We start from the raw sequence: 21,631 nt of genomic DNA on the forward strand, positions 1-21,631 counted from the left end.
GTACTCGGTCAGTTCAAGCAGATCTTCATGGCTAGGAATATCACTTGGCAACATCTCTGCACGCTAATGATCGGGCCTGAGAGTTCGGTCATCGGCGAGCACCTAGACTGACGTGGTTACGCCCCTCCCTACTCTCTGCACGGCTCAGGACGCAAATCACATCTATGACAGGTAACGCGACTACTCGCTTCCACAACGTCTCGCTGCTGTCGGTCGCGAGCAGCCTTCCTTCGAAGGCAACGGCTTCGGCAGACATCGAAGGCAAGCTCTCCGCCGGCCTGAAGCGGCTCAGGCTCCCCGGCAACCTCCTCGAGCGCGTCGCCGGCGTGACCGAGCGACGCAACTGGGCTGAGGGGGAATCGTTCACCGAGGCGACCGTCGCCGCCGGCCACGAGGCGCTCCGCCGCGCGGGTGTGGACGCGAGCCAGGTGGGCCTGCTCATCAACACGTCCGTGACCCGCACCCATCTCGAGCCGTCGGTGGCCGTGCGCATGCACCACGGCCTGGGTATGCCGAGCTCCGCTGTGAACTTCGACATCGCGAACGCGTGCCTCGGCTTCGTGAACGGCATGACGCTCGCGGCGCAGATGATCGAGGCTGGCCAGATCCGCTACGCCATCATCGTCAACGGCGAGGACGCCGACGAGATCCAGGTGAACACCATCAACCGGCTGCTCCGCGACGACATCGGGCGCGAGGACTTCATGAGCGAGTTCGCGAGCCTCACGCTCGGCTCCGGTGCGGCGGCGGCCGTGCTCGGACGCACGGATGAGCATCCCGAGGGGCACCAGATCCTCGGCGGCGTGACGCGAGCCGCGACCCAGTTCCACGAGCTGTGCGTCGGCAGCGTGCAGGGCATGTTCACGGATGCCAAGGCGCTGCTGCGCGGCGGCCTCGACCTCGTCGTGTCGGCCTGGAAAGAGGCGCAGACCGACTGGAACTGGTCGTCGATGGACCACTACATCACCCACCAGGTGTCGCGCGTCCACACCAACGCGATCGTCAAGGCCGTCGGCCTCGACGCGAAGCGCGTGCCAACCACCTACCCGACGCTCGGGAACGTCGGTCCAGCGTCCATCCCCATCACCCTCGACCTGCAGTCGAAGAGCCTGAAGCGCGACGACCGGGTCCTGCTCATGGGGGTCGGGTCCGGCCTCAACACGGCGATGATGGAGCTCAAGTGGTGAGGTCGGCCTCTCGCCCGCCCGCCGGCCTGCCCGGACTCCAGGAACGATTCAGCCGCCTCGTCGAGACGACGGGCGTCGGCGAGGACACCGGCTCGCGCCGCACCTGGCACCTCCTCGACACGGGGCCGATCCTCCATGAGCTGGGGATCGAACCCGTCGGCACGGTCCTCGCCGTGCACGGCAACCCCACGTGGTCGTACCTCTGGCGCTCGCTGGTGAGCGAATCGATCTCGGCCGCCGAGTCCGGGGCATCCGCGTGGCGCGTCATCGCGGTCGACCAGCTCGAGATGGGCTTCTCCGAGCGCACCGAGGTGCGTCGCACGCTCGAGCAGCGCATCCTCGACCTCGGCGCGCTGACCGACGAGCTCCAGCTCAGCGGCGACGTCGTGTCCCTCGGCCACGACTGGGGCGGGGTCGTCGCGCTCGGCTGGGCGGTCCGCCACCCGGAGCTGCTCACCGCGGTCGCCTCCCTCAACACCGCCATCGACCAGCCGAGCGAGCTGCCCATCCCGGCCGCCCTGCGCCTCGCCCGCTTCGGCCCCGTGCTGCGCGCATCCACGTCGACGAGCCCGGCCTTCCTGGCAACGACGCTCGCCCTCGCGAATCCGTCGCTCACCCCCCAGGTGAAGGCCGCCTATTCGGCGCCGTACCTCGACCGGGCCTCGCGGCTCGGCATCGAGCAGTTCGTGGCCGACATCCCGGTCGACGAATCCACCCAGAGCCACGCGGCGCTGCAGGGGGTCTCGGCTGGCGTCGCGGCGCTCGACGTGCCAGCGCTGCTGCTCTGGGGCCCTCGCGACCCGATCTTCACCGACCTGTACCTGGGCGACCTCATGCGTCGCCTCCCCCACGCCGAGGTGCACCGCTTCGAAGGCGCGGGTCACTTCATCGCTGAGGACACCCCGTACGCGACGCATCTCCTCGCCTGGCTCGACGATGTCGCCGCGGGAACCGCTCGCCGCCGGGGCCAGCACGCTCCGGAGGCGAGCCCCGACGATGCATCCGCGCCCATGTGGGCTGCGTTGGACGAGCACCGTGACGACCCGAGCATCGCCGCCCTCGAGATGGGGCGCGGGGCGAACGGGGCCCCGCTGCGGGTCTCCTGGCGACAGCTTGCGCGCCGAGTCGACGAGATCGCGGCCGGCCTGAGCGCCGTCGGGCTGCGCCGGGGCGACCGCGTCTCCCTGCTCGTGCAGCCTGGCGTCACCCTCACCGCCATCGTCTACGCCTGCCTGCGCATCGGCGCCGTCGTCGTCGTCGCGGATGCCGGGCTCGGCGTCAAGGGCCTCTCCCGCGCCGTCCGCGGCGCCTGGCCCGACGTCGTCATCGGCCAAGTCCCCGGCTTGACGGCGGCCAAGGCGCTCGGCTGGCCTGGCCTGCGCATCAGCGCCACGAGCATCCCCGCCAGCGCTCGAGCCGCCCTCGGTGTCGCGCACTCGCTCGCCGAGGTGGCCGAGCTCGGGCGCGGCGCGGCGCTGCCCACTCCTCCCGGCCCCGAGGACCTCGCAGCGGTGCTGTTCACCTCGGGCTCGACCGGACCTGCGAAGGGCGTCGTCTACACGCACCGTCAGCTGCAGGCCGTGCGGGACACGCTCCGCGACACCTACGGGGTGACGGCCGAATCGGGCCTCGTCACGGGCTTCGCGCCCTTCGCCTTGCTCGGCCCGGCCCTCGGAACCCGGTCGGTGACGCCGGATATGGACGTCACCTCCCCCCGAACCCTCACGGCCACCGCGGTGGCCGATGCGGTCATGGCGGCGGATGCTCGCATCGTGTTCCTCTCGCCGGCCGCGATCCTCAACGTCGTCGCGACGCGAGACGACCTCGATGCGGCGCAGCGGGAGGCCCTCGGGAGCGTCGACACGTTCCTCTCGACGGGAGCGCCCATCGGGGCTCGACTGCTCGACGACGCCTGCGCCCTCATGCCGAACGCGGAGGCGCACACCCCGTACGGAATGACCGAGTGCCTGCTCGTCACCGACATCGACCGCGAGGGCATCTCCGCTGCCGCGCTCGCCGCTGACCACGGCGTCTGCGTCGGCACGCCGATCGGGCGCAACGTCGTCCGCATCAGCGCTCTCGACGAGACGGGTGCCGCGACCGGCGCCCCCTCAGACGAGGCTGGTGTGCTTGGCGAGGTCATCATCAGCGCCCCCCACCTCAAGGAGCGCTACGACCGCCTCGCCATGACCGATCGGGCCGCCGTGCGCGATCTGCCCCACCGCGGCGCAGAGGCCGCCGGCCAGGGACACTCAGATCAGGCAAATCCCCACCAGGATGACCTGGGCCGCTGGCACCGCACCGGCGACGTCGGCCACCTCGACGCGGAGGGGCGCCTCTGGATCGAGGGCCGCCTCCCCCACGTCTTCGTGACGGTCGACGGTCCACTCGCGCCGGTCGGCACCGAGCAGGACCTCGAGACGCTGCCGTGGGTGCGGCGCGCCGCGGTCGTCGGCGTCGGACCGGCCGGAACGGCGCAGGCGGTGGCCGTGCTCGAAACCAGGGAGCCCTCTCGCGGGGTCCGCGTGGCCGAGGCGGAGCTCGCCGACGCGCTTCGCGCCTCCACGACGCAGCCGCTCGCTGCCGCGCTCATCGTTCCCGAGCTGCCCACCGACATCAGACACAACTCGAAGATCGACCGGACAGCGCTCGCCAGCTGGGCCGAGCGCGCGCTCTCCGGGGAGCGGGTGTCGGCCCCGTGAGGGTGCTCGTCACTGGGGCGAGCGGCATGTTGGGACGTGCCGTCGCGACGCAGCTGCGCGACGAGGGCCACGAGGTCACGACGATGCAGCGCAGTGCGAGCGGCATCGACGGCGTGACGGATGCGCTCGGCTCGATCACCGACGATGCAGCCGTGGCGCGTGCCGTCACCGGGATGGAGGGGGTTGTCCACCTCGCCGCCAAGGTGTCGCTGAGCGGATCGGAGGCCGAGTTCGAGGCCGTCAACATCGCCGGGACCGAGCGCCTCGTCGAGCACGCGAAGGCTGCGGGCGCGACGCGCTTCGTCATGGTCTCCTCCCCCTCCGTGGCCCACTTCGGTGCGGCCATCCACGGCGCGGGTGCTGATGTGGCCAGGCCCGACCTCGCCCACGGCAGCTACGCCCGGACGAAGGCGGAAGCGGAGCTGCGGGCTCTCGCCGCCGACTCCCCGGACTTCGCCGTGGTCGCGGTGCGCCCGCACCTGGTGTGGGGCCCCGGCGACACGCAGCTCGTGGCGCGCATCCTCGACCGGGCCTCGAGGGGCACGCTGCCGCTCCTCGGGCGCGGTGCGGCCCTCATCGACTCCTGCTACGTCGACAATGCCGCGTCGGGTATCGCAGCGGCGTTGCGGCGAGCGCCGGTCGCCCACGGGAACAGCTACGTCATCACGAACGGGGAGCCGCGGACCGTCGCGGAGCTCATGGAGGGGATCTGCCTCGCGGGTGGGGCTCCGCCGCCCCGCCTCCGGGTGCCTGCCGTCATCGCTCGGGCCGCCGGCTCCCTCATCGAGGGTGTGTGGCGCATCCGACCGGGGCAGGACGAGCCGCCGATGACACGATTCCTCGCCGAGCAGCTCTCGACGGCGCACTGGTTCGACCAGCGACGCACGCGCGCCGATCTCGACTGGGCGCCGGCCGTTTCACTGGAAGAGGGGCTGCAGCGCCTCGCGGATCACACCGCGGGTTGCAACCCGGGATCCGGCCAAGCGCGACGCTAGCTCGTGTCACACCGTGCCTAGTCGAGCAGGCCCCGCCGTTCGGCGGCGGCCACCGCGGACCGCCGGTCGCCTATCCCGAGCTTGCGGAACACGCTGCGCAGCTGAGCGCGCACGGTGTGCACGGAGACGAAGCGCTGGGCGGCGATCTGCGCGTTGGTCCAGTTCTGGCCCACGAGCCTGAGCACCTCGATCTCGGCGCTCGAGAGCTCCTCGCCGACCGTAAAGGCTGACAGCGGGCGGGAGTCTTCCGCGGCGACGACGAGCAGGGCGGCGATGCGGCTCGGGAGCCTGTCGCTGATGGACGCCATGAGGGCAGCGTCGCTATCCGTCGCGAAGCGGAGCGCGAACCGGGCGTTGCGGTCGTCGAGGCACTGGGTGGCGATCGTCGCGATGCGGTTGGCGGCGGCGGCCAGGTTGCCCATCCGCAGCAGGCACAGCGCCGTGATCGTTCGCCCGATCGATGCGAACCTCGGGGCGATCCGGGTGTCGGCCAGGGCCGCCTCGGCGTGCGCGAGGGCTTCCCTGTGCCGGCCGTCGGCGAGCTCGACGAGGCTCCGGGCGAGGCTGATGTAGCAGTCGCCCTGCGCACCTTCGTAGTCGGCGGCCAGCTGCGCGCGGGCGCTCTGGCCGCGCGTGAGGAAGAAGGTCGTCGCGGCGAACGTTAGCAGGGTGGAGGGTCGCCCATCGCGCCAGGCCTTCGCGCTGAGCTCGAGGAGTTCATCGACCTCGGCGATCGGGTCCTCGTCGCCGACGAGCGCTTCGATGAGGATCCGGACGCTGGCCGCCGTGTCCTGCGGCAGGACCGCTCGCGGCAGGTCTCGGAGCTGCCTGGCCAGGTCGAGCGCTCCCGCTTCATCGCCGTTGTCGAGCAGCTCGAAGCACTCGGCGAAGCCCGGGAGGCTCCGCCCGCTGAGCTTCTCCGTGTCGGCCTGGCGGACGCCGCAGATGATGCCGATGATCTCGACGTGCCGCAGCGCATCCGCGTCGGTTCGGTTGAAGCTCTCGCCCTGCTCGGCGGCGAGCGCGGCGAGCTCGAGTGCGAACGGCAGGTCGTCGGAGAGGATCGCGGCCCACTCGAGGACGAGGCAGTCGGCCGCGAACCGGCCCCGAGCGACGGGAGAGGCGGCGAGCGCGGCGAGCAGGGTCTCGTCGCCGTCGCGGAGGAGGGCCTTCGCGTCACGGAGACCCCGCCGGGCAGCCGCACGGTCGCCCCCGAAGGAGGTCGCAAGCGCGTGCCTGGTGATCTGGGCGAAGAGCCCGATGGGGTCGCTCGGGGCGATCCTCGTCGTCGCGAGGCTCGACTCGCGGAGGCTGAGCAGGACGCCGCGTGTCGCCCCGAAGCGCCGCCACTTGAAGAGCGCGACCAGCAGGCGCGTGCTCAGGAGGCGAGCGAGCACGCTCGTCGGCACGTGCACCATCTCCTCGACGGTCTCGCGGGGCGCGTACTCGTAGATGGTCCTGAAGTGGCGTTGCGCGATCGACTCGACCTCACCCCATGAGCGAGCTCTCAGGGCGAGGAAGAGCCGCTGCATGACGTTCTGCTCACCCGGGAAGGATGCGACGGCCGCGGCGGCGGACGCCCGCGCCTCGTGTGGGGAGCGGTCTGCGTTGAGGTGCCGGAAGGTGTCGGAGTGCCAGACGAACTCGACGTCGAGCGTGATGCGGTTCACCTCGGTGGTGCCGTACGGCGAGGAGGCGAGCTGGTCGAACCAGTGATCACCGGCGATCTCGGGGGCGAGCAGGTGGAGGTCGCCCCTCGAGAAGCGGCGCAGGACGCTCACGGCTCGCATCATGCGGACCGCGTCGACGCGGGCGAGTTCGGCGGGGTCGAAGCGGCGGAGCTCCTGCAGGGTCATGGCGGCGCTCGACGCACCGCTGACGACGGACCATCCTTCCGCATCCGCGTCGGAACGATACCGCTGCAGGGCTATGCGGGTTGTGAGGGGGTGGCCGGCGAACGCATCGAGGAGCCGCATCCGAAGCCCTGGCGGTGCCCCCGGCTCGTTGAGCGCCAGCAGCCCGTCGAGCTCGGAGATGTCGAAGGCGAGCTCGCTCGGATGGAGCACAACCCCGTCGGAGCCGAGCGAGGAGGCCCAGTCCGGCATGGAGAGGGATGCGACGAGGAACCGCACGCCCCGCTCGCGGTCGGGGCCAGCCACGAACCGCCTGATGTCCTGCCACAGTTCGTCGTCCTGCGCCACGATGACGTCGTCGAGCATGACCGCGGGGCGACCCGTGTGCGCCCCGGAGTCCAGCTCGTCGAGGATGCGAATCAGCTCGGCCCGAGAGTGGCACCAGAGGACCGTGGAGCCGGCCGCGCCGAGCTTGCCCTGCATCTGCCTGAGGAGCGTGGTTCGACCGCCGCCCGGCATGCCGACGATGAGGGTGAGGCGTTGTTCGGCGAGCGCGAGCTCGGAGAGCCGGTCGCGTTCGAGCGTGTGCCAAGGCTCTGCGGCCCGAGATGCATCAGTGAGCGTGCTGCTGGACATGCGTGTTCTCTCCTGCTGATTCCCAGCGCTGAGCGCTGCGGACTCCCCCCAGAGTCCTGCGTGGTCTCGGAGATCGTCCTCCTTCGCCACGCCTCGGCCCCACGATACGGTTTCGGAGATACACGCGTCGTATACGGTCCAGCGCTGTCCAACGGCGTCCACTCGATGCGACGCACGAACTCCGTTTCAGCTCGGGCGCGCCCCGCCTCGGGTGGAGCAGCAGGGTCGCTTCCGTCAGATGCCGAGCACGGATTTGGCGATCGAGAAGTAGACGATGAGTCCCGTCGCGTCGCAGAACGTGGAGATGAAGGGTGTCGAGAAGACGGCCGGATCGACCCGGATGGACTTCGCGACGAGCGGCATGACGCCGCCGACGGTCGCCGAGATGGTGCAGACGGAGAGCAGGGTCAGGCCGATGACGGTGCCGATGCCCACCCCGTAGAAGAACGTCGCGACGGCGAAGGCCACCGCTCCCAGCGAGATGCCGAGCACGATGCCCGTGCGCAGCTCCTTGAGGGCGACGGGCCAGGCGTTCCTCGGTCGCACCTCTCCCATCGCCAGGGCCCTCGTCACGGTTGTCGCGGCCTGCGATCCCGTATTGCCGCCGATGCCGGTGAGGAGAGGGATGAACAGGGCGAGGGCAACCTGCTGCTCCAGGGTCGCCTCGAAGAGCTCGAGGACGCTCACGGTCAGGATGGCGGAGATCGCGAGCACGAACAGCCAGACCACGCGCGAGCGCACGACCGCGAAGACCGGAGTGGTCAGGTAGGGGCGCCTCAGCGGCTCGGAGGCGCCGGCGTGCGCCTCGTCCTCGTCGCGGGCGGCCTCGACCATGCGGTGTGCGTCGTCGCCCGTGAGGAGACCGAGGAGGCGCTCCTCGCGGTCGACGATGGGCATCGCCAGGACCCCACGGTCGACGAGCGTCCGGGCCGTCACCTCGGCGTCGTCATCGGCGTGCGCGTAGAGGGCGGTCGCCATGTGCGCCTCGACGGCGTCGTGCGGCGACGCGAAGAACAGCTCACGGAGACTCACGACCCCGAGGAGGCGTCGACCGTCGTCGACGACGGGGATCGTGTAGATCGTCTCGGCGTCCCCGCCTCGCTGCTGGATGCGCTCGAGCGCCACTCCCACGAGCTCGTGCGCGTAGACGTGCACGTAGTCGGGGGTCATGCGCCTGCCGACGGACCCGACCGGGTAGCCGAGGATGATCGCCGTCTCGCCGCGTTCATCCGCCGGCAGCTCCTGCACGAGGCGCTTCGCGATCTTCGCCGGGAGCTCGTCCATGAGGGCGACGCGGTCGTCGGCGTCGAGCTCCGCGAAGACCCGGGCCACGTCGGCATCGGAGAGCTGCGTGACGACCTCGCGCTGAGCTGGGGCGTCCATCCGCTCGAACACGGTCATGGCCTCGTCCTTCGGCAGCAGCCGGAACGCGACCCCGGCATCCCGGGCCGGGAGGCGCTCGAGCAGCACCGCAAGGTCCGGGAGCGGCGCGCTCGCCAGGGCGGTCGCGGCGGCGCTCAGGTCTCCGCGAGCGAGTTCGGTCGAGACGAGTTCGACGAGATCGTCGAGGGAGTGGATCGGAGGCATGGGGGCATCGAAGCACACCCTGCCCTCGGGATCGTGGCTCGCGCCTCGGCGGGTCGCTACGATCGCGGCATGCATGAAACCATCCGCGTGCGCGGCGCTCGTGAGAACAACCTCAAGGGAATCGACGTCGACATCCCGAAACGCAAGCTCACGGTCTTCACGGGCGTCTCCGGATCAGGCAAGAGCTCGCTCGTGTTTGGGACGATCGCGGCCGAGTCCCAGCGACTCATCAACGAGACGTACACGGCCTTCGTGCAGTCGTTCATGCCGAGCCTCGCCCGGCCGGACGTCGAGGTGCTCGAAGGGCTGAGCGCGTCCATCGTGGTCGACCAGGAGCGCATGGGGGCAAACGCCCGCTCCACGGTCGGCACGGCGACCGACGCGCACACCATGCTCCGCATCATCTTCTCCCGCCTCGGGGCTCCGTCAGCTGGACCAGCCGGCCACTTCAGCTTCAACCTCGCCGAGGGCATGTGCCCTCGCTGCGAGGGCATCGGACGCGTCACCGACCTCGACATCGACGAGGTCGTCGATCGAACGAAGTCGCTGAACGAGGGCGCGATCACGATTCCCGGCTACAAGGTCGATGGGTGGATGGTGCGCGGATACTCGGACGCGCCGTTCCTCGACGGCGACAAGAAGATCGCCGACTTCTCCGAGGCCGAGCTGCAGGACTTCCTGTACAAGGAGCCGACGAAGGTCAACATGCCGGCTCTCAACATGAACCTCACCTACGAGGGGCTCATCCCCCGCATCCAGAAGTCGATCCTGTCGAAGGACCCGGAGGCGGTGCAGCCCGCGATCCGGGCCTTCATGGACCGAGCGGTCACGTTCACCGCCTGCCCGGAGTGCCGAGGGGCGCGCCTGAACCAGGCGGCCCTCGCGAGCCGCATCCAGGGCAGGAACATCGCGGACTGCTCGGCGATGCAGATCAGCGACCTCGCGGCGTTCATGAAGGGCGTGCAGGACCGGCAGGTCGCCCCGGTCATCGCGACCCTGCAGGAGACGCTCGACTCCCTCGTGAACATCGGGCTCGGCTACCTGAGCCTCGACCGGGAGTCGGGGAGCCTCTCGGGTGGCGAGGCGCAGCGCGTGAAGATGGTGCGGCATCTGGGCTCGAGCCTCACCGACGTCACCTACGTGTTCGACGAGCCGACGGTTGGGCTCCACCCGCACGACATCCAGCGCATGAACGAGCTCCTGCTGCGCCTGCGCGACAAGGGGAACACGGTGCTGGTCGTGGAGCACAAGCCCGAGACGATCGCGATCGCCGACCACGTCGTCGACCTCGGTCCCCGTGCGGGCTCCGATGGTGGGGAGCTGCAGTTCGCGGGCACCGTCGAGGGCCTGCGCGCGTCGGGGACCCTCACGGGCAAGCACCTCGACGACAGGGTCTCGCTCAAGGAGGAGCCGCGGAGTTCGAAGACGAGCCTCGAGATCCGTGGGGCGACGCGTCACAACCTCAAGGACGTGGACGTCGATATCCCCTTGGGCGTGCTGACGGTCGTGACGGGGGTCGCAGGCTCGGGGAAGAGCTCCCTCATCCACGGGTCGATCCCGAAGTCGGCCAACGTGGTCGTCGTCGACCAGACCGCCATCCGCGGCTCCAGGCGGAGCACACCGGCCACATATACGGGGGTCCTCGACGCGATCCGGGCGGCCTTCGCGAAGGCCAACGGCGTCAAGCCGGGCCTCTTCAGTGCGAACTCCTCCGGCGCCTGCCAGAAATGCAACGGCCTCGGGGTCATCTTCACCGACCTCGCCATGATGGCGGCGGTGTCGACGGTGTGCGAGGAATGCGAGGGCAAGCGCTTCCAAGCTGAGGTGCTCGCCTACACGCTCGACGGCAAGAACATCAGCGAGGTGCTGTCGATGTCGATCGCGGAGGCGCACGAGTTCTTCGCGACCGGTCCCGCCAACAAGGTGCTGGGGCGCCTCGTCGACGTCGGGCTCGGCTACCTGGGGCTCGGGCAGCCGCTCACGACGCTCTCGGGGGGCGAGCGCCAGCGGCTCAAGCTCGCGATCCACATGGCAGAGAAGGGTGGCGTGTACGTGCTCGACGAGCCGACGACGGGCCTGCACCTCGCGGATGTGCGGCAGCTGCTCTCGCTCCTCGATCGGCTCGTGGACTCGGGCAAGTCGGTCATCGTCATCGAGCATCATCAGGCGGTTATGGCGCACGCCGACTGGATCATCGACATCGGCCCCGGCGCTGGTCACGATGGCGGCTCGGTGGTGTTCGAAGGGACGCCGACGCAGCTCGTGGCCGATTCGTCGACCCTCACCGGCAAGCACCTCGCGAGCTACGTGGGCGCCTAGCTGCGAATCGCTTCGAGCTCGCCCTCGAGGTTCCGTCTCGCGCGTTCCTCCCAGTCCTCCGGGGCCGCGGGTGACACGAAGAGGCGGGGCGTCGCGAGCAGCGTCTCGAGCACGGACGCGCGGCCGGCGCGCCACTGCTCATCGGTGACGTGCGCGTAGTCGCGTCTGACCAGTGCGACGTAGCGCGCGTAGCCGTCCTCCGAACGGGCGAGGACGGCGAGGTCGGCGTCCATGAGGATCTGGCCGGCCGTGTCGCTCTCCGCCACCGCGTGGACGATGGTCGCGAGCACGAGGCGCTCGACGTCGCCGACGAGGGCGGGGTCGACGCGGAGGGCCGTGAGCCGTTCGACGGCGAGGTCGGCGCTGGCGCGTTCGTCGTCGCCGGCGGCGCCCGCGTAGACCGCGTCGTGGAACCAGGCGGCGAGCCTGGCGGTCAGCAGTTCGCGCTCGGCCAGGGGCGACCCGGTCTCGGCGGCGCGGAGGCGCATGATGTCGATGGCGTCCAGCACCGAGAGCAGGTGCGTCGCGTCGTGGTAGTGACGGGAGGGAGCCGACCAGGCGTCCAGGAGCTCGTCGCGGAGTGCATCCGTCGCCGGCCGCCGGTCAGCAGTCACGGGCAGCTCGAGCTCGGCCCAACGTCGGATGAGGGTGAGCCGGGCTCGCTTGGGCCTGTCGCGGGCGGGCACGCGCACGCCTCCCGCCACGAGTCGGCGCACGAGCTCGGAGCCCCCGACGGGTTCGGCCCCGAGCGCGACGAGGGCGTCGTACTGCTCGGCGGGGACGTCGTAGTGGTCGACGTCGAACGCGCGGTCGCGGATGCCCGCCCTTCGGGCGAAGGCGTGCAGCTCGTCGACGGAGGCGTCGGACACGAGGTGCGAGAACGTCGTGCCGTGCGCGGGCCAGACGGGTGGATCGATCAGGATGACCATCCAGAGAGACTACGACTACCCTTGCCACATGGTCTCCCGTGTCAAAGGTGCAGTTGTCCGTGGTAAGAACGAACCGGTGTCGATCGAGACGGTGCTGGTCCCCGATCCGGGGCCAGGCGAAGCCGTGGTCGACATCATCACGAGCGGTGTCTGCCACACCGATCTCCACTATCAGCAGGGCGGGATCAGCGACGACTTCCCGTTCCTGCTCGGCCATGAGGCCACCGGCCGCGTGTCGGCGGTCGGCGAGGGCGTGACGGAGGTCGCGGTCGGCGACCGGGTCATCCTGAACTGGCGCGCGGTGTGCGGCGAGTGCCGTGCCTGCGCGAAGGGGCAGCCTCAGTACTGCTTCAACACCCACAACGCGACGCAGAAGATGACGCTGGAGGACGGCACGGAGCTCTCCCCGGCACTCGGCATCGGCGCGTTCATCGAGAAGACGCTCGTCGCCGCCGGTCAGTGCACGAAGGTCGACGAGGAATCGGATGCGGCTGCCGTCGGCCTGCTGGGCTGCGGTGTCATGGCCGGTATCGGTGCCGCCATCAACACGGGCGAGGTGAAGCGCGGCGAGTCGGTCGCGGTCATCGGCTGCGGCGGGGTGGGCATGGCGGCGATCGCCGGGGCCGCCCTCGCCGGGGCGACGACGATCATCGCCGTCGACATCGACCCAGCGAAGCTCGAGCGTGCCGCCCACTTCGGGGCGACGCACACCATCAACTCCCGCGAGGAGGACGTCGTCGAAGGCGTCAGGGCCCTCACGGGCGGCTTCGGAGCCGACGTGGTCATCGAGGCCGTGGGTCGCCCCGAGACGTACAAGCAGGCGTTCTACGCTCGCGACCTCGCCGGTCGGGTTGTGCTCGTCGGGGTGCCGACGCCTGAGATGACACTCGAGCTCCCGTTGCTCGACGTCTTCGGCCGCGGCGGCGCTCTGAAGTCGTCCTGGTACGGAGACTGCCTTCCGAGCCGCGACTTCCCGATGCTCGTCGAGCAGTACCGCCTCGGCAGGCTCGACCTGGACGCCTTCGTCTCGGAGCGCATCGGCATCGACGACATCGAGGCGTCGTTCGGCCGCATGAAGGACGGCACGGTTCTGCGTTCGGTGGTGGAGCTGTGAGCGGCCACGGCAAGGTGCGCATCGACCGCGTCGTCACCAGCGGCACGTTCTCCCTCGACGGGGGCACGTGGGACGTCGACAACAACGTGTACCTCGTCGGCGACGACGAGGACGTCGTCGTGATCGACCCGGCCCACGACGCCCAGGCGGTGCGTGATGCGGTCGGCGACCGCCGGGTGCGCCGGGTGCTCCTGACGCACGGGCACGACGATCACATCGCGGCGGCGCAGGAGTTCGCGACGCTCGTGGACGCGCCCGTCGCCCTGCACGACGGCGACCGGATGCTCTGGGATGCCGTCTACCCCGACTCGGCTCCCGACATCGAACTGGCGGACGACGACCGCATCGTGATCGATGAGGTCGACCTGCAGGTCCTGCACACGCCGGGCCATTCGCCCGGGTCAGTCTGCTTCTACGCCCCGGCCCTCGGGGCGCTGTTCAGCGGAGACACGCTCTTCAGTGGCGGGCCCGGGGCCACGGGTCGGAGCTACAGCGATTTCGGGACGATCATCGCGTCGATCTCGGAGCGCCTGCTGACGCTGCCGGCCGAGACCAAGGTCTTCACGGGTCACGGGGACTCGACGACGATCGGGGCGGAAGCGCCGCACCTCGAAGAATGGATCGCACGTGGCCACTGAGTCTCAGGCCTCGTCCGAGGCAAACGTGCCTCCCACGGCTGCGACGACGTTCGACGTCATCGTCATCGGCGCGGGCCCCGTCGGGGAGAACGTCGCTGACCGCACCGTTCAGGGTGGCCTGAGCACCCTCATCGTCGAGAAGGAGCTGGTCGGCGGTGAGTGCTCGTACTGGGCGTGCATTCCCTCGAAGGCGCTCCTTCGGAGCGGGGCCGCTCTGCGCGCGGCGCGTGCCGTGCCGGGCAGCCGCGAGGCGGCGACGGGAGACCTCGACGTGTCGGCGGTCCTCGCTCGTCGCGACTCGTACGTGTCCGAGTGGAGCGACGAGGGCCAGGTGGCCTGGCTCGCGGACGCTGGCATCGAGCTCGTGCGCGGGCATGCCCGCCTGGCGGGTGAGCGTGAGGTGACGGTCGGCGAGACGACGTACTCGGCGCGTGTCGCCGTCGTCGTCGCGACCGGGTCGGCGGCACTGCTGCCCGACATTCCGGGGCTCGCTGACGCGGAGCCGTGGACGAGCCGAGAGGCGACGTCCCTCGAGCGCATCCCCGAGTCGATCACGATCATCGGCGGCGGCGTCGTGGCGGTCGAGATCGCGACGGCCTACACCGATCTCGGCGCCCAGGTGACGCTGGTCGCACGGAGCACGGTGCTCGGCAGCTTCGAGGCGTTCGCCGGTGAGGCGGTCGTGGCGGCCCTGCGTTCGCGTGGGGCGACGATCATCACGGGTGCGGCGCCAGCTGGTGTCGTCCGGGATGCGTCCGGCCGGGTCACGGTGACGCTCGACGACGGCCGCACACTCGAGAGCAGTGAGCTGCTCGTGGCGACGGGCCGGGTCCCGCGCACGGGCGATGTCGGTCTCGAGACGGCCGGGCTCGAGTCCGGGGCCTGGATCGATGTCGACGACACGATGCTCGTCCGCGGCAGCGACTGGCTGTACGCGGCGGGCGACGTCAACCATCGCGCCCTGCTGACGCACCAGGGCAAGTACCAGGCGCGGGCGGCGGGTGATGCGATCGCGGCGCGCGCCGCGGGGCGCACCCTCGACGATGGACCCTGGGGCACGCACGTCGCGACGGCTGACCATGCCGCGGTGCCTCAGCTCGTCTACTCGGACCCTGAGGTCGCCGCTGTCGGGCTCACGGCTGGTGCCGCCGAGGAGCAGGGCCTTCGGGTGCGGGCCGTCGACGTGCCCATCGGCAACGTGTCTGGGGCTTCGCTGCACGCGGAGGGCTACGAGGGAACGGCCCGGATGGTCGTGGACGAGGATCGCCAGGTTGTCGTCGGGTTCACCATGGTGGGCCCCGACGTGGGCGAGCTGCTGCACGCGGCGACGATCGCGGTCGTCGGCGAGGTGCCACTGTCACGGCTGTGGCATGCGGTTCCGTCGTTCCCGACGATCAGCGAGCTCTGGCTGCGGCTGCTCGAGGGATACGGGCGCCCGCAGTAGCAGGCGGCTCACGCGCGCGCCCACCGGCGGAGGGCGCGAGCGGGTTCTGCGAGCCCCTCCCGCCGGTACGGGGTATTGGCGCGAGGTGCTGGTGCCGGGTGCTGCTGCGGGCGGGTGGTTGGGCGTCAGCAGACCGGCGGCTCGGCATCACCAGACCGGCGGCTCAGCGTCAGCAGCCCGGCGGCTCGGCATTACCAGACCGCAGGCTCGGCATCACCAGACCGCAGGCTCGGCATCACCAGACCGCGGGCTCGGCATCACCAGCCCGGCGGCTCGGCATCAGCAGCCCGGCGGCTCGGCGCCACCAGACCGCAGGCTCGGCATCAGCAGACCAGCGGCTCGGCGTCACGAGACCGCGGGCTCGGCATCACCAGCCCGGCGGCTTGGCATCACCGAGCGTCGGCTCCGTGTCACCTGACGGGCGGGAACCCGGCATGTGCGAGGCAGTGTGCATTCCAGGTTGGGCCTCGGTTCTGGCACTCGCGCTCGCTTCGGTACTCGCTCCGACCCAGGTCTCGCTCTTGCTCTGAATTCTGCGTCGGCGACGGCTCCGACTTTGACTTCGGCACCGGTTCTGACTTTGCCACCGACACCGACACCGGCACCGGCTTCGACTTCGCTTGTCTCAGCCGCCGTGGTCGCCGGAGAAGACCTGACGAACTGTCGGCGCACCCTCATCAGCAGTCTCGAGGACTTCGACGGTGTCGCCCGCCGCGATCTTGCCGTTCTTCGCGACGCGAAGGTAGGCGCCGACGCGGGCGGCTGCGCTGAATCGCTTCACCCAGCCACGTTCGTCGTCTCCCCCGACCCACCTGGCGAAGGTCTGGCATGGGACGCGCGGGGCGGTCACGACGAGTTCGACGACGCGGGATGAGCCCGCGGCGGTGAGGTCTCCGATGCGGAGGGTGTCACCGATGTGGAGGTCGTTGACGTCGAGCCCGTCGATGCGGAGGTTCTCGCCGAAGAACCCCGGAGGGAGCTGGCGGCCGAGTTCCTCGGCCCAGTGGTCGGCGTCAACCTGCGAGTAGGCGTAGACCGCCTGGTCGAGGCCGCCGTGGTGCTTCCGATCGGCCTGCACGTCGCCGTAGACCCCGTAGCGCCCCACCTTGACGGGCCCCTCGAGGGTCCGCTTGTCGATCGCGGTCACGCCGACGGCACCCGGGTCCCGGCGGAGCTGCGCTACGGCGCAGACGGCGAGCAGCTGGGCCAAGGTCGGCTCAGTTCTTTCGCTTCGCGTGCAGTTCGGCGACTCGGGCGTTCTCGGCGCGGACCTTCGCCTGGACGCCTCGCTCGTGGGAGAGCCACGATGGGGCGCTTTCGAGGAGAGCCTGGATCTCTTCAGTTGTGAGCGCTTCGGTGACGCCGCCACGGGCGAGGCCGGAGTTGGTGATGCCGAGCTTGCGGGCGACGATGTCGCGCGGGTGGGGACCCGTGCGGCGCAGCTCCTGCAGCCATTCGGGTGGGGTCTCCTGCAGCTCGAGGAACTCGCTGCGGGTGAGCGGGGCCTCCTGGAATGCTTCTGGGGTTGCCGGCAGGTAGATGCCGAGCTTCTTGGCGGCGGTCGCCGGCTTCATGGTCTGGTCTGACCCGCGGTCGGCCGCGGTGTGGCTCTCGGCCGAGTTGCCTTCTGATTCGCTCATCTGAGCATCGTACCCAGTAGCCTTGCGGGCATGGAGACTCCGACGCACCTCACGGTCGCTCTCGCCCCCGGCATCAACCCACGGAAGTGGTCTCGAGTGTGGGAGGAGCGGAGAGCAGAGACGCCGCTGGAGTTCGCGACCCTGCATTCGGCCGAGGCCAGGCAGCTCGTTCTCGACGACGGCGCGCAGGTCGCCTTCGTGCGGCATCCCTTCGAACGTGAGGGGTTGAACGCGATCGACCTGTTCGCCGAAGATGTGGTCGCTGTGGTCGCTGTCGAGTCGGATCTCGACATCGATGAACCGTTGCGGTTGGAGGAGCTCGACGACTGGCAGCTGGTGCTGGCCGCTTGGACCCCCGATTGGGCGGAGGCGGCAGAGCGCCTGGGGCTCGACTCGGGCGAGGCGGCCATGACGACCGATCCGGCGGACGCGATGGAGCTTGTGGCGGGCGGGGCCGGGGTGGCGATCGTCCCTCAGTCGGTCGCGAGGCAGCACGCCCGCAAGGACGTCACGTATCGGGTCATCAGCGACCTCCCTCGGGTTCCCGTTTCTGTGGTTTGGGCGGTCGCCGATGACCGTCTCGACACCGAGGAGTTCGTCGGCATCGTCCGCGGGCGCACCGCGGGGAGCTCGAGGGGACGCACCGGCGCAAAGTCTGCCGCGCTGCAGCGGGAAGAGCAGCAGGCGCTGGCGGAGGCCGAGCGCCGCGTGAAGGAGCAGCAGAAGAAGCGGGCGACCGCGAAGCGAATCGGCACCTCCTCCGGGACGAGCCGCGGCGCCCAGCTCGCCGCGAAGCGCGCAAAGGCGGGCGGATCGGGCGGCAAGCGCAAGCGCCGCTAGCGCTGGCTGGGTGGCTGGCTCGCTGGCTTGTTGGTTCGCTCGCTTGTTGGCCGACCGGCTGCGTGCTCGCCTGCCAGACAGATGAGCCAACAAACCAACAGGCAGGCAGGCAGGCAGGTACGCACGCACGCAGGCGGGTAAGCAGGCAGGCAGGCCGAGCTCTTGCCGACTTCTCTGACAGGGTTCGGGTGAAATCCAGCGGCAGCGGCAGCGGCAGCGGCAACGGCAACGGCAACGGCAACCTTCTTGACGTCGCGCGGCACCGAGCCTAGAAGGGCGGCGATTCGTCTGCGCTCCCCCGCTGCTCCGGCTCATCTGGGGCTGGCGCCTCAACGTTGCTGTTCTGCTGAGACGTTGGCCGCGGCATCGCCATGCCTGTCGGGGCGCGACCGTCGCGCGCCTCATCGCTCGGCCTGAATTCGATGTTGGTGTTGGCGTGGGTGTCGTGGTGTTCGGGGTGGTCGGTGTACGTCTTGCCACTGGGGGTGCGCCATTCGAGGACGCCGCCGCCGAGTTGTCTCACGGTCCAGGCGGTGGCGTGTTTCATGACGTGGTGCCCTCTGCACAGTCCGCAGAGGTTGTCGATGCTGGTGGTGCCGCCGTGTTCCCAGGCGTGGGTGTGGTCGAGGTCGCAGCGCGCGGCGGGTTGCCGGCAGCCGGGCCAGCGGCAGTGAATATCTCTCGCGGTGAGGAAGGCGCGCATCGCCGCGGTGGGACGGTAGGTATCGACGGCCGCGACCGCGCCCGTGATGGGGTGGGTGAGGATCCGCTGGAATGAGGGAGCGTTCGCCGCGAGTCGTTTCGCTTCCTCGAGCGGAATTGGTGACATGCCGTTCAGCAGCGCGGGCGCCGGAGTCAGGCGATCAGTGTCCGAGGCGACAGCGCGGTCAGAGCCGAGGAGAGTGAGGATCGGGATCGTGAACTGCACGCTCGCCTGTATCCCCGCAGCCGCGACGTTGGAGGTGGGCGTCGAGGTGAGGAGCACGTCTGCGAACAGGTCGGCCTTGACCTGGTCGACCGTTCGCTCATCCGAAGCCTCGTCCGTCATCTCGCCCGGCATCACGCCCGGCTCCTCATCCCGAGTCGCGTCCGCCCCCTCGGCGCGGGCCCCGCTCGCGGCGCTCTCGCTGATCCCAATACCCCCGGTGCTCTGGGTGCTCTGGGTGTTCTCGGTGTTCTCGGTGCTCTGGGTGTCCCCGGCCCTCCCGGCAGTCCCGGCCCTGCCCGTGATGCCGGCGGGTGCAGGCCTCGCCCGGATCACGGCCTTCGCCTGCTTGCGCAGGCGGTCCGCGATCGCCCTGCCCTCGATGAGCGGCAACCGAGCTCGCAGCAGGCACATGCCGTTCTCCGCCTCGGTCACCGACATGTACCGCGTCTTCCGTGCCCGCGCGAACCGCTCGCACACCGACTCCTGCGTCAACGACTCCGCGACCCTCGCCGCCGTCCCCCGCAACGCGCGGGGCGGCAGCACCCGCGCACCAACCTCCGCGAGCATCACGCGGACGAACGCAGCTCGGCGTGCTGTCTGCTCCCCCGCATTCACGTGCGACACCGACAGGCCTGCCTCGGTCAGAACCCGCAGTTGCGCCTCGCTCACCGCGCCCGCCCCCATTGCGTCCACGAGCCCCGGGAACTCACGCACCGCGGTCACCGCCTCCTGCAGGAGTCCCTCCGCGACCGACTGCCCAACCTGTTCGACCAGCGCCACCTCGGCTGCCAGTGACCGCACATGCAGACCGTGTTCCACCGAGCCCTCAGCCGCATCCAAGGCTGCCGCGATCTCCGCCAGCTCAGCCCGAACTCGCACCTGCGCCGCCGCGACCACAGCCGCCGCTGCCATCAGCCCCGTCTCCCTCGCCAGGAGCAGCCGACGACGCGCAGCGACCGACCCCGGATCGCGGGGATCGCACCCCAGCCCGGTCGGCGTCACATCATCGTTCGAAGACATACCCGAATCTTGGACCGGACCACCGACAATTGGCACCCCGGGTGCTCACCGTTCAGCGAAACCCCAGATCAAACGGCGAGTTTCCGGGAAGCAGGGAGACGCCCGACCCCCGGCCGGTGGTAGCTTGAAAGGCACGAACAAGGAGGTTCGCTGATGCGCAAGGTCACCTACTCGCTGGCCCTCACCCTCGACGGGTACATCAAGGACTCAGACGGCAGCTTCGACTGGGGAGACCCCAGCGAGGAGGTGTTCCGCTTGGCGACCGAGGAGGTGCGAGCGGCCGACTTCCACCTGATGGGTCGCCGCCTCTACGAGACGATGGTCTACTGGGAGCCGACCGATGAAGCCCGGGAATATGGGGAGCTCGAGACGGAGTTCGCCGAGCTCTGGCGCGCCCTGCCGAAGATCGTGTTCTCGAACACGATCACCGAGGTGCAAGGCAATACCAGGATCGCCGAGGACGGGCTCGCCGAGGAGATCGAACGCCTGAAGGCCGAACCGGGAGAAGGACCGATCGCGATCGGTGGAGCAGAGCTGGCGCATCAGGTTGCTGATCTCGACCTGGTCGACGAGTACCTGCTGCGCATATGTCCCGTCCTCGTCGGAGGCGGCACGCCGTTCTTCTCACAGAACGACCGCCGCACGAACCTCGAGCTGCTCGACTCGCGAACCTTCGAGTCGGGCGTCGTGCATCTCCGATACCGCGTCCTGCGCTGACCCGCGCTGTCGACTACCCCTCGCGCGACCAGCCGATCGCCGGAGCGATGTGCTCGGCGATGGTGGCGAGCATCCGCGTGTTGTAGGCGACACCGAGCTGGTTCGGCACGGTCAGCAGAAGCGTGTCCGCCGCCTGGACGGCAGCATCCGCCGCGAGCTCCTCCGCGAGACGATCGGGAGTGCCCTGGTAGGTGCGACCGAAGCGTGAGCGCATCCCGTCGAGTACACCGACCTGATCGCCCTCCCCGCCGCCTCGCCCGCCGAAATAGGTCACGTCCTCATCGGTCGTGATGGGGATGACGCTGCGGCTCACCGAGACCCGGGGCTCTCGACGGTGTCCGGCGGCCGCCCACGCGTCCCGGTACCCCTGGATCTGCTCGGCCTGCAGCTCATCGAACGGAACGCCCGTGTCTTCCGTGAGCAGCGTCGAGCTCATGAGGTTCATGCCCTGCTCCGCAACCCACACGGCACTGGCTCGGCTTCCGGAGCCCCACCAGATGCGGTCGTCCAGGCCGGCGGACTGCGGCTGGATGGGGAGCGGCGCCGTCGAGCCTGTCATCTGCGGGTTGCCGGCAACGAGCCCCGCACCGGTGATCGCCGCGCGGAACAGCTCCGTCTTCGCGCGGGCCAGCTCGTCATCGGTCTTGCCCGCAGGCGGGGTGAAGCCGAACGCGTGTGCGCCGTCCTGGGCGGGCTCGGGTGAGCCTCGGCTCAGACCGAGCTGGAGCCTCCCCTCGCCACCGGCGTGTGCGCTGATGAGGTCGGCAGCGGCAGCCTCCTCCGCCATGTACAGGGGGTTCTCGTAGCGCATGTCGATGACGCCGGTGCCGATCTCGATGCGGCTGGTCCGAGCCCCGACGGCTGCCAGGAGCGGGAATGGGGCAGCGAGCTGTCGCGCGAAGTGATGCACGCGGTAGTAGGCGCCATCGATGCCGAGCTCTTCCGCCGCGACCGCGAGTTCGATGGACTGCACGAGCGCATCACCGCCCGTTCGCGTGCCCGATTGCGGAGACGGGTGCCAGTGCCCGAACGAGAGGAAGCCGATTTTCTTGCGCATGCTGAGCACAGCGTCTGGGATGCAT

At 69.9% G+C, this 21,631-nt stretch carries 16 protein-coding genes; 9 read left to right on the forward strand and 7 right to left on the reverse strand.

From position 1 onward, the window contains the following. The first annotated feature begins 164 nt into the window (after positions 1-164). Genes C5E05_RS03745 through C5E05_RS03755 form a run of 3 tightly spaced genes read left to right on the forward strand, consistent with a single transcriptional unit; the run spans position 165 to position 4,884 of the window. A complete protein-coding gene (locus C5E05_RS03745; RefSeq protein ID WP_104306560.1) occupies positions 165-1,187 on the forward strand; it encodes a 3-oxoacyl-ACP synthase III in 1,023 nt (340 codons plus the stop codon). Further along, on the forward strand, positions 1,184-3,889 hold the full coding sequence (locus C5E05_RS03750; RefSeq protein WP_308471890.1) for an alpha/beta fold hydrolase: 2,706 nt from the start codon (positions 1,184-1,186) through the stop codon (positions 3,887-3,889). Before C5E05_RS03745 ends, C5E05_RS03750 begins: the two co-directional genes overlap by 4 nt. Beyond that, complete coding sequence (locus C5E05_RS03755; protein WP_104341116.1) at positions 3,886-4,884, forward strand: NAD(P)-dependent oxidoreductase; 999 nt, start codon at positions 3,886-3,888, stop codon at positions 4,882-4,884. Before C5E05_RS03750 ends, C5E05_RS03755 begins: the two co-directional genes overlap by 4 nt. A gap of 17 nt (positions 4,885-4,901) precedes the next feature. On the opposite strand, the gene C5E05_RS03760 is transcribed toward C5E05_RS03755, so the two are convergent. Beyond that, entirely contained in the window at positions 4,902-7,373 is a 2,472-nt protein-coding gene (locus C5E05_RS03760) for a helix-turn-helix transcriptional regulator (protein ID WP_104341117.1), read from the reverse strand. Between the two features lie 234 nt (positions 7,374-7,607). Then, positions 7,608-8,960 (reverse strand): magnesium transporter, encoded by a 1,353-nt coding sequence (gene mgtE / locus C5E05_RS03765; protein WP_104241097.1) that lies wholly within the window; start codon positions 8,958-8,960, stop codon positions 7,608-7,610. A 69-nt stretch (positions 8,961-9,029) separates the two neighbouring features. On the opposite strand from mgtE, the gene C5E05_RS03770 reads away from it, so the two are divergent. Continuing rightward, positions 9,030-11,279, forward strand: a complete 2,250-nt coding sequence (locus C5E05_RS03770) for an excinuclease ABC subunit UvrA (RefSeq protein WP_104341209.1) — start codon at positions 9,030-9,032, stop codon at positions 11,277-11,279. On the opposite strand, the gene C5E05_RS03775 is transcribed toward C5E05_RS03770, so the two are convergent. Further along, complete coding sequence (locus C5E05_RS03775; protein WP_104341118.1) at positions 11,276-12,208, reverse strand: DUF4031 domain-containing protein; 933 nt, start codon at positions 12,206-12,208, stop codon at positions 11,276-11,278. The two genes, C5E05_RS03770 and C5E05_RS03775, sit on opposite strands and share 4 nt — an antisense overlap. Positions 12,209-12,236: 28 nt before the next feature. Between C5E05_RS03775 and C5E05_RS03780 the strand changes: the two genes are divergently transcribed. Genes C5E05_RS03780 through C5E05_RS03790 form a run of 3 tightly spaced genes read left to right on the forward strand, consistent with a single transcriptional unit; the run spans position 12,237 to position 15,404 of the window. Beyond that, entirely contained in the window at positions 12,237-13,322 is a 1,086-nt protein-coding gene (locus C5E05_RS03780) for an S-(hydroxymethyl)mycothiol dehydrogenase (protein WP_104299094.1), read from the forward strand. Next, positions 13,319-13,960 (forward strand): MBL fold metallo-hydrolase, encoded by a 642-nt coding sequence (locus C5E05_RS03785; protein WP_258064751.1) that lies wholly within the window; start codon positions 13,319-13,321, stop codon positions 13,958-13,960. The genes C5E05_RS03780 and C5E05_RS03785 overlap by 4 nt, the downstream gene beginning before the upstream one ends. Continuing rightward, positions 13,950-15,404, forward strand: a complete 1,455-nt coding sequence (locus C5E05_RS03790) for an NAD(P)/FAD-dependent oxidoreductase (RefSeq protein ID WP_104341119.1) — start codon at positions 13,950-13,952, stop codon at positions 15,402-15,404. Before C5E05_RS03785 ends, C5E05_RS03790 begins: the two co-directional genes overlap by 11 nt. A gap of 625 nt (positions 15,405-16,029) precedes the next feature. Here C5E05_RS03790 and C5E05_RS03795 read toward each other — a convergent pair. Further along, positions 16,030-16,614, reverse strand: coding sequence for an MOSC domain-containing protein (locus C5E05_RS03795; RefSeq protein ID WP_104341120.1), 585 nt, complete (start codon positions 16,612-16,614; stop codon positions 16,030-16,032). Between the two features lie 7 nt (positions 16,615-16,621). Further along, complete coding sequence (locus C5E05_RS03800) at positions 16,622-16,978, reverse strand: DUF5997 family protein (protein ID WP_219819490.1); 357 nt, start codon at positions 16,976-16,978, stop codon at positions 16,622-16,624. A 96-nt stretch (positions 16,979-17,074) separates the two neighbouring features. Between C5E05_RS03800 and C5E05_RS03805 the strand changes: the two genes are divergently transcribed. Next, a complete protein-coding gene (locus C5E05_RS03805) occupies positions 17,075-17,884 on the forward strand; it encodes a substrate-binding domain-containing protein (RefSeq protein ID WP_104241091.1) in 810 nt (269 codons plus the stop codon). 268 nt (positions 17,885-18,152) lie between these two features. Here the strand turns inward: C5E05_RS03805 and C5E05_RS03810 are convergent, their stop codons facing one another. After that, the gene (locus C5E05_RS03810) at positions 18,153-19,832 is read right to left on the reverse strand and encodes an HNH endonuclease signature motif containing protein (RefSeq protein WP_146081020.1); all 1,680 of its coding nucleotides are present in this window, start codon (positions 19,830-19,832) and stop codon (positions 18,153-18,155) included. A gap of 153 nt (positions 19,833-19,985) precedes the next feature. Here C5E05_RS03810 and C5E05_RS03815 point away from each other — a divergent pair, with 153 nt between their 5' ends. Beyond that, complete coding sequence (locus tag C5E05_RS03815) at positions 19,986-20,549, forward strand: dihydrofolate reductase family protein (protein ID WP_104241089.1); 564 nt, start codon at positions 19,986-19,988, stop codon at positions 20,547-20,549. 13 nt (positions 20,550-20,562) lie between these two features. Here C5E05_RS03815 and C5E05_RS03820 read toward each other — a convergent pair whose 3' ends face one another. Then, positions 20,563-21,606 carry an LLM class flavin-dependent oxidoreductase gene (locus C5E05_RS03820; protein WP_104341210.1) on the reverse strand — a complete coding sequence of 348 codons (1,044 nt, stop codon included), beginning with the start codon at positions 21,604-21,606 and terminating at the stop codon, positions 20,563-20,565. Between the last annotated feature and the right edge of the window lie 25 nt (positions 21,607-21,631).

The organism is Pseudoclavibacter sp. AY1H1 (assembly GCF_002931055.1).
GTDB lineage: Bacteria > Actinomycetota > Actinomycetes > Actinomycetales > Microbacteriaceae > Pseudoclavibacter.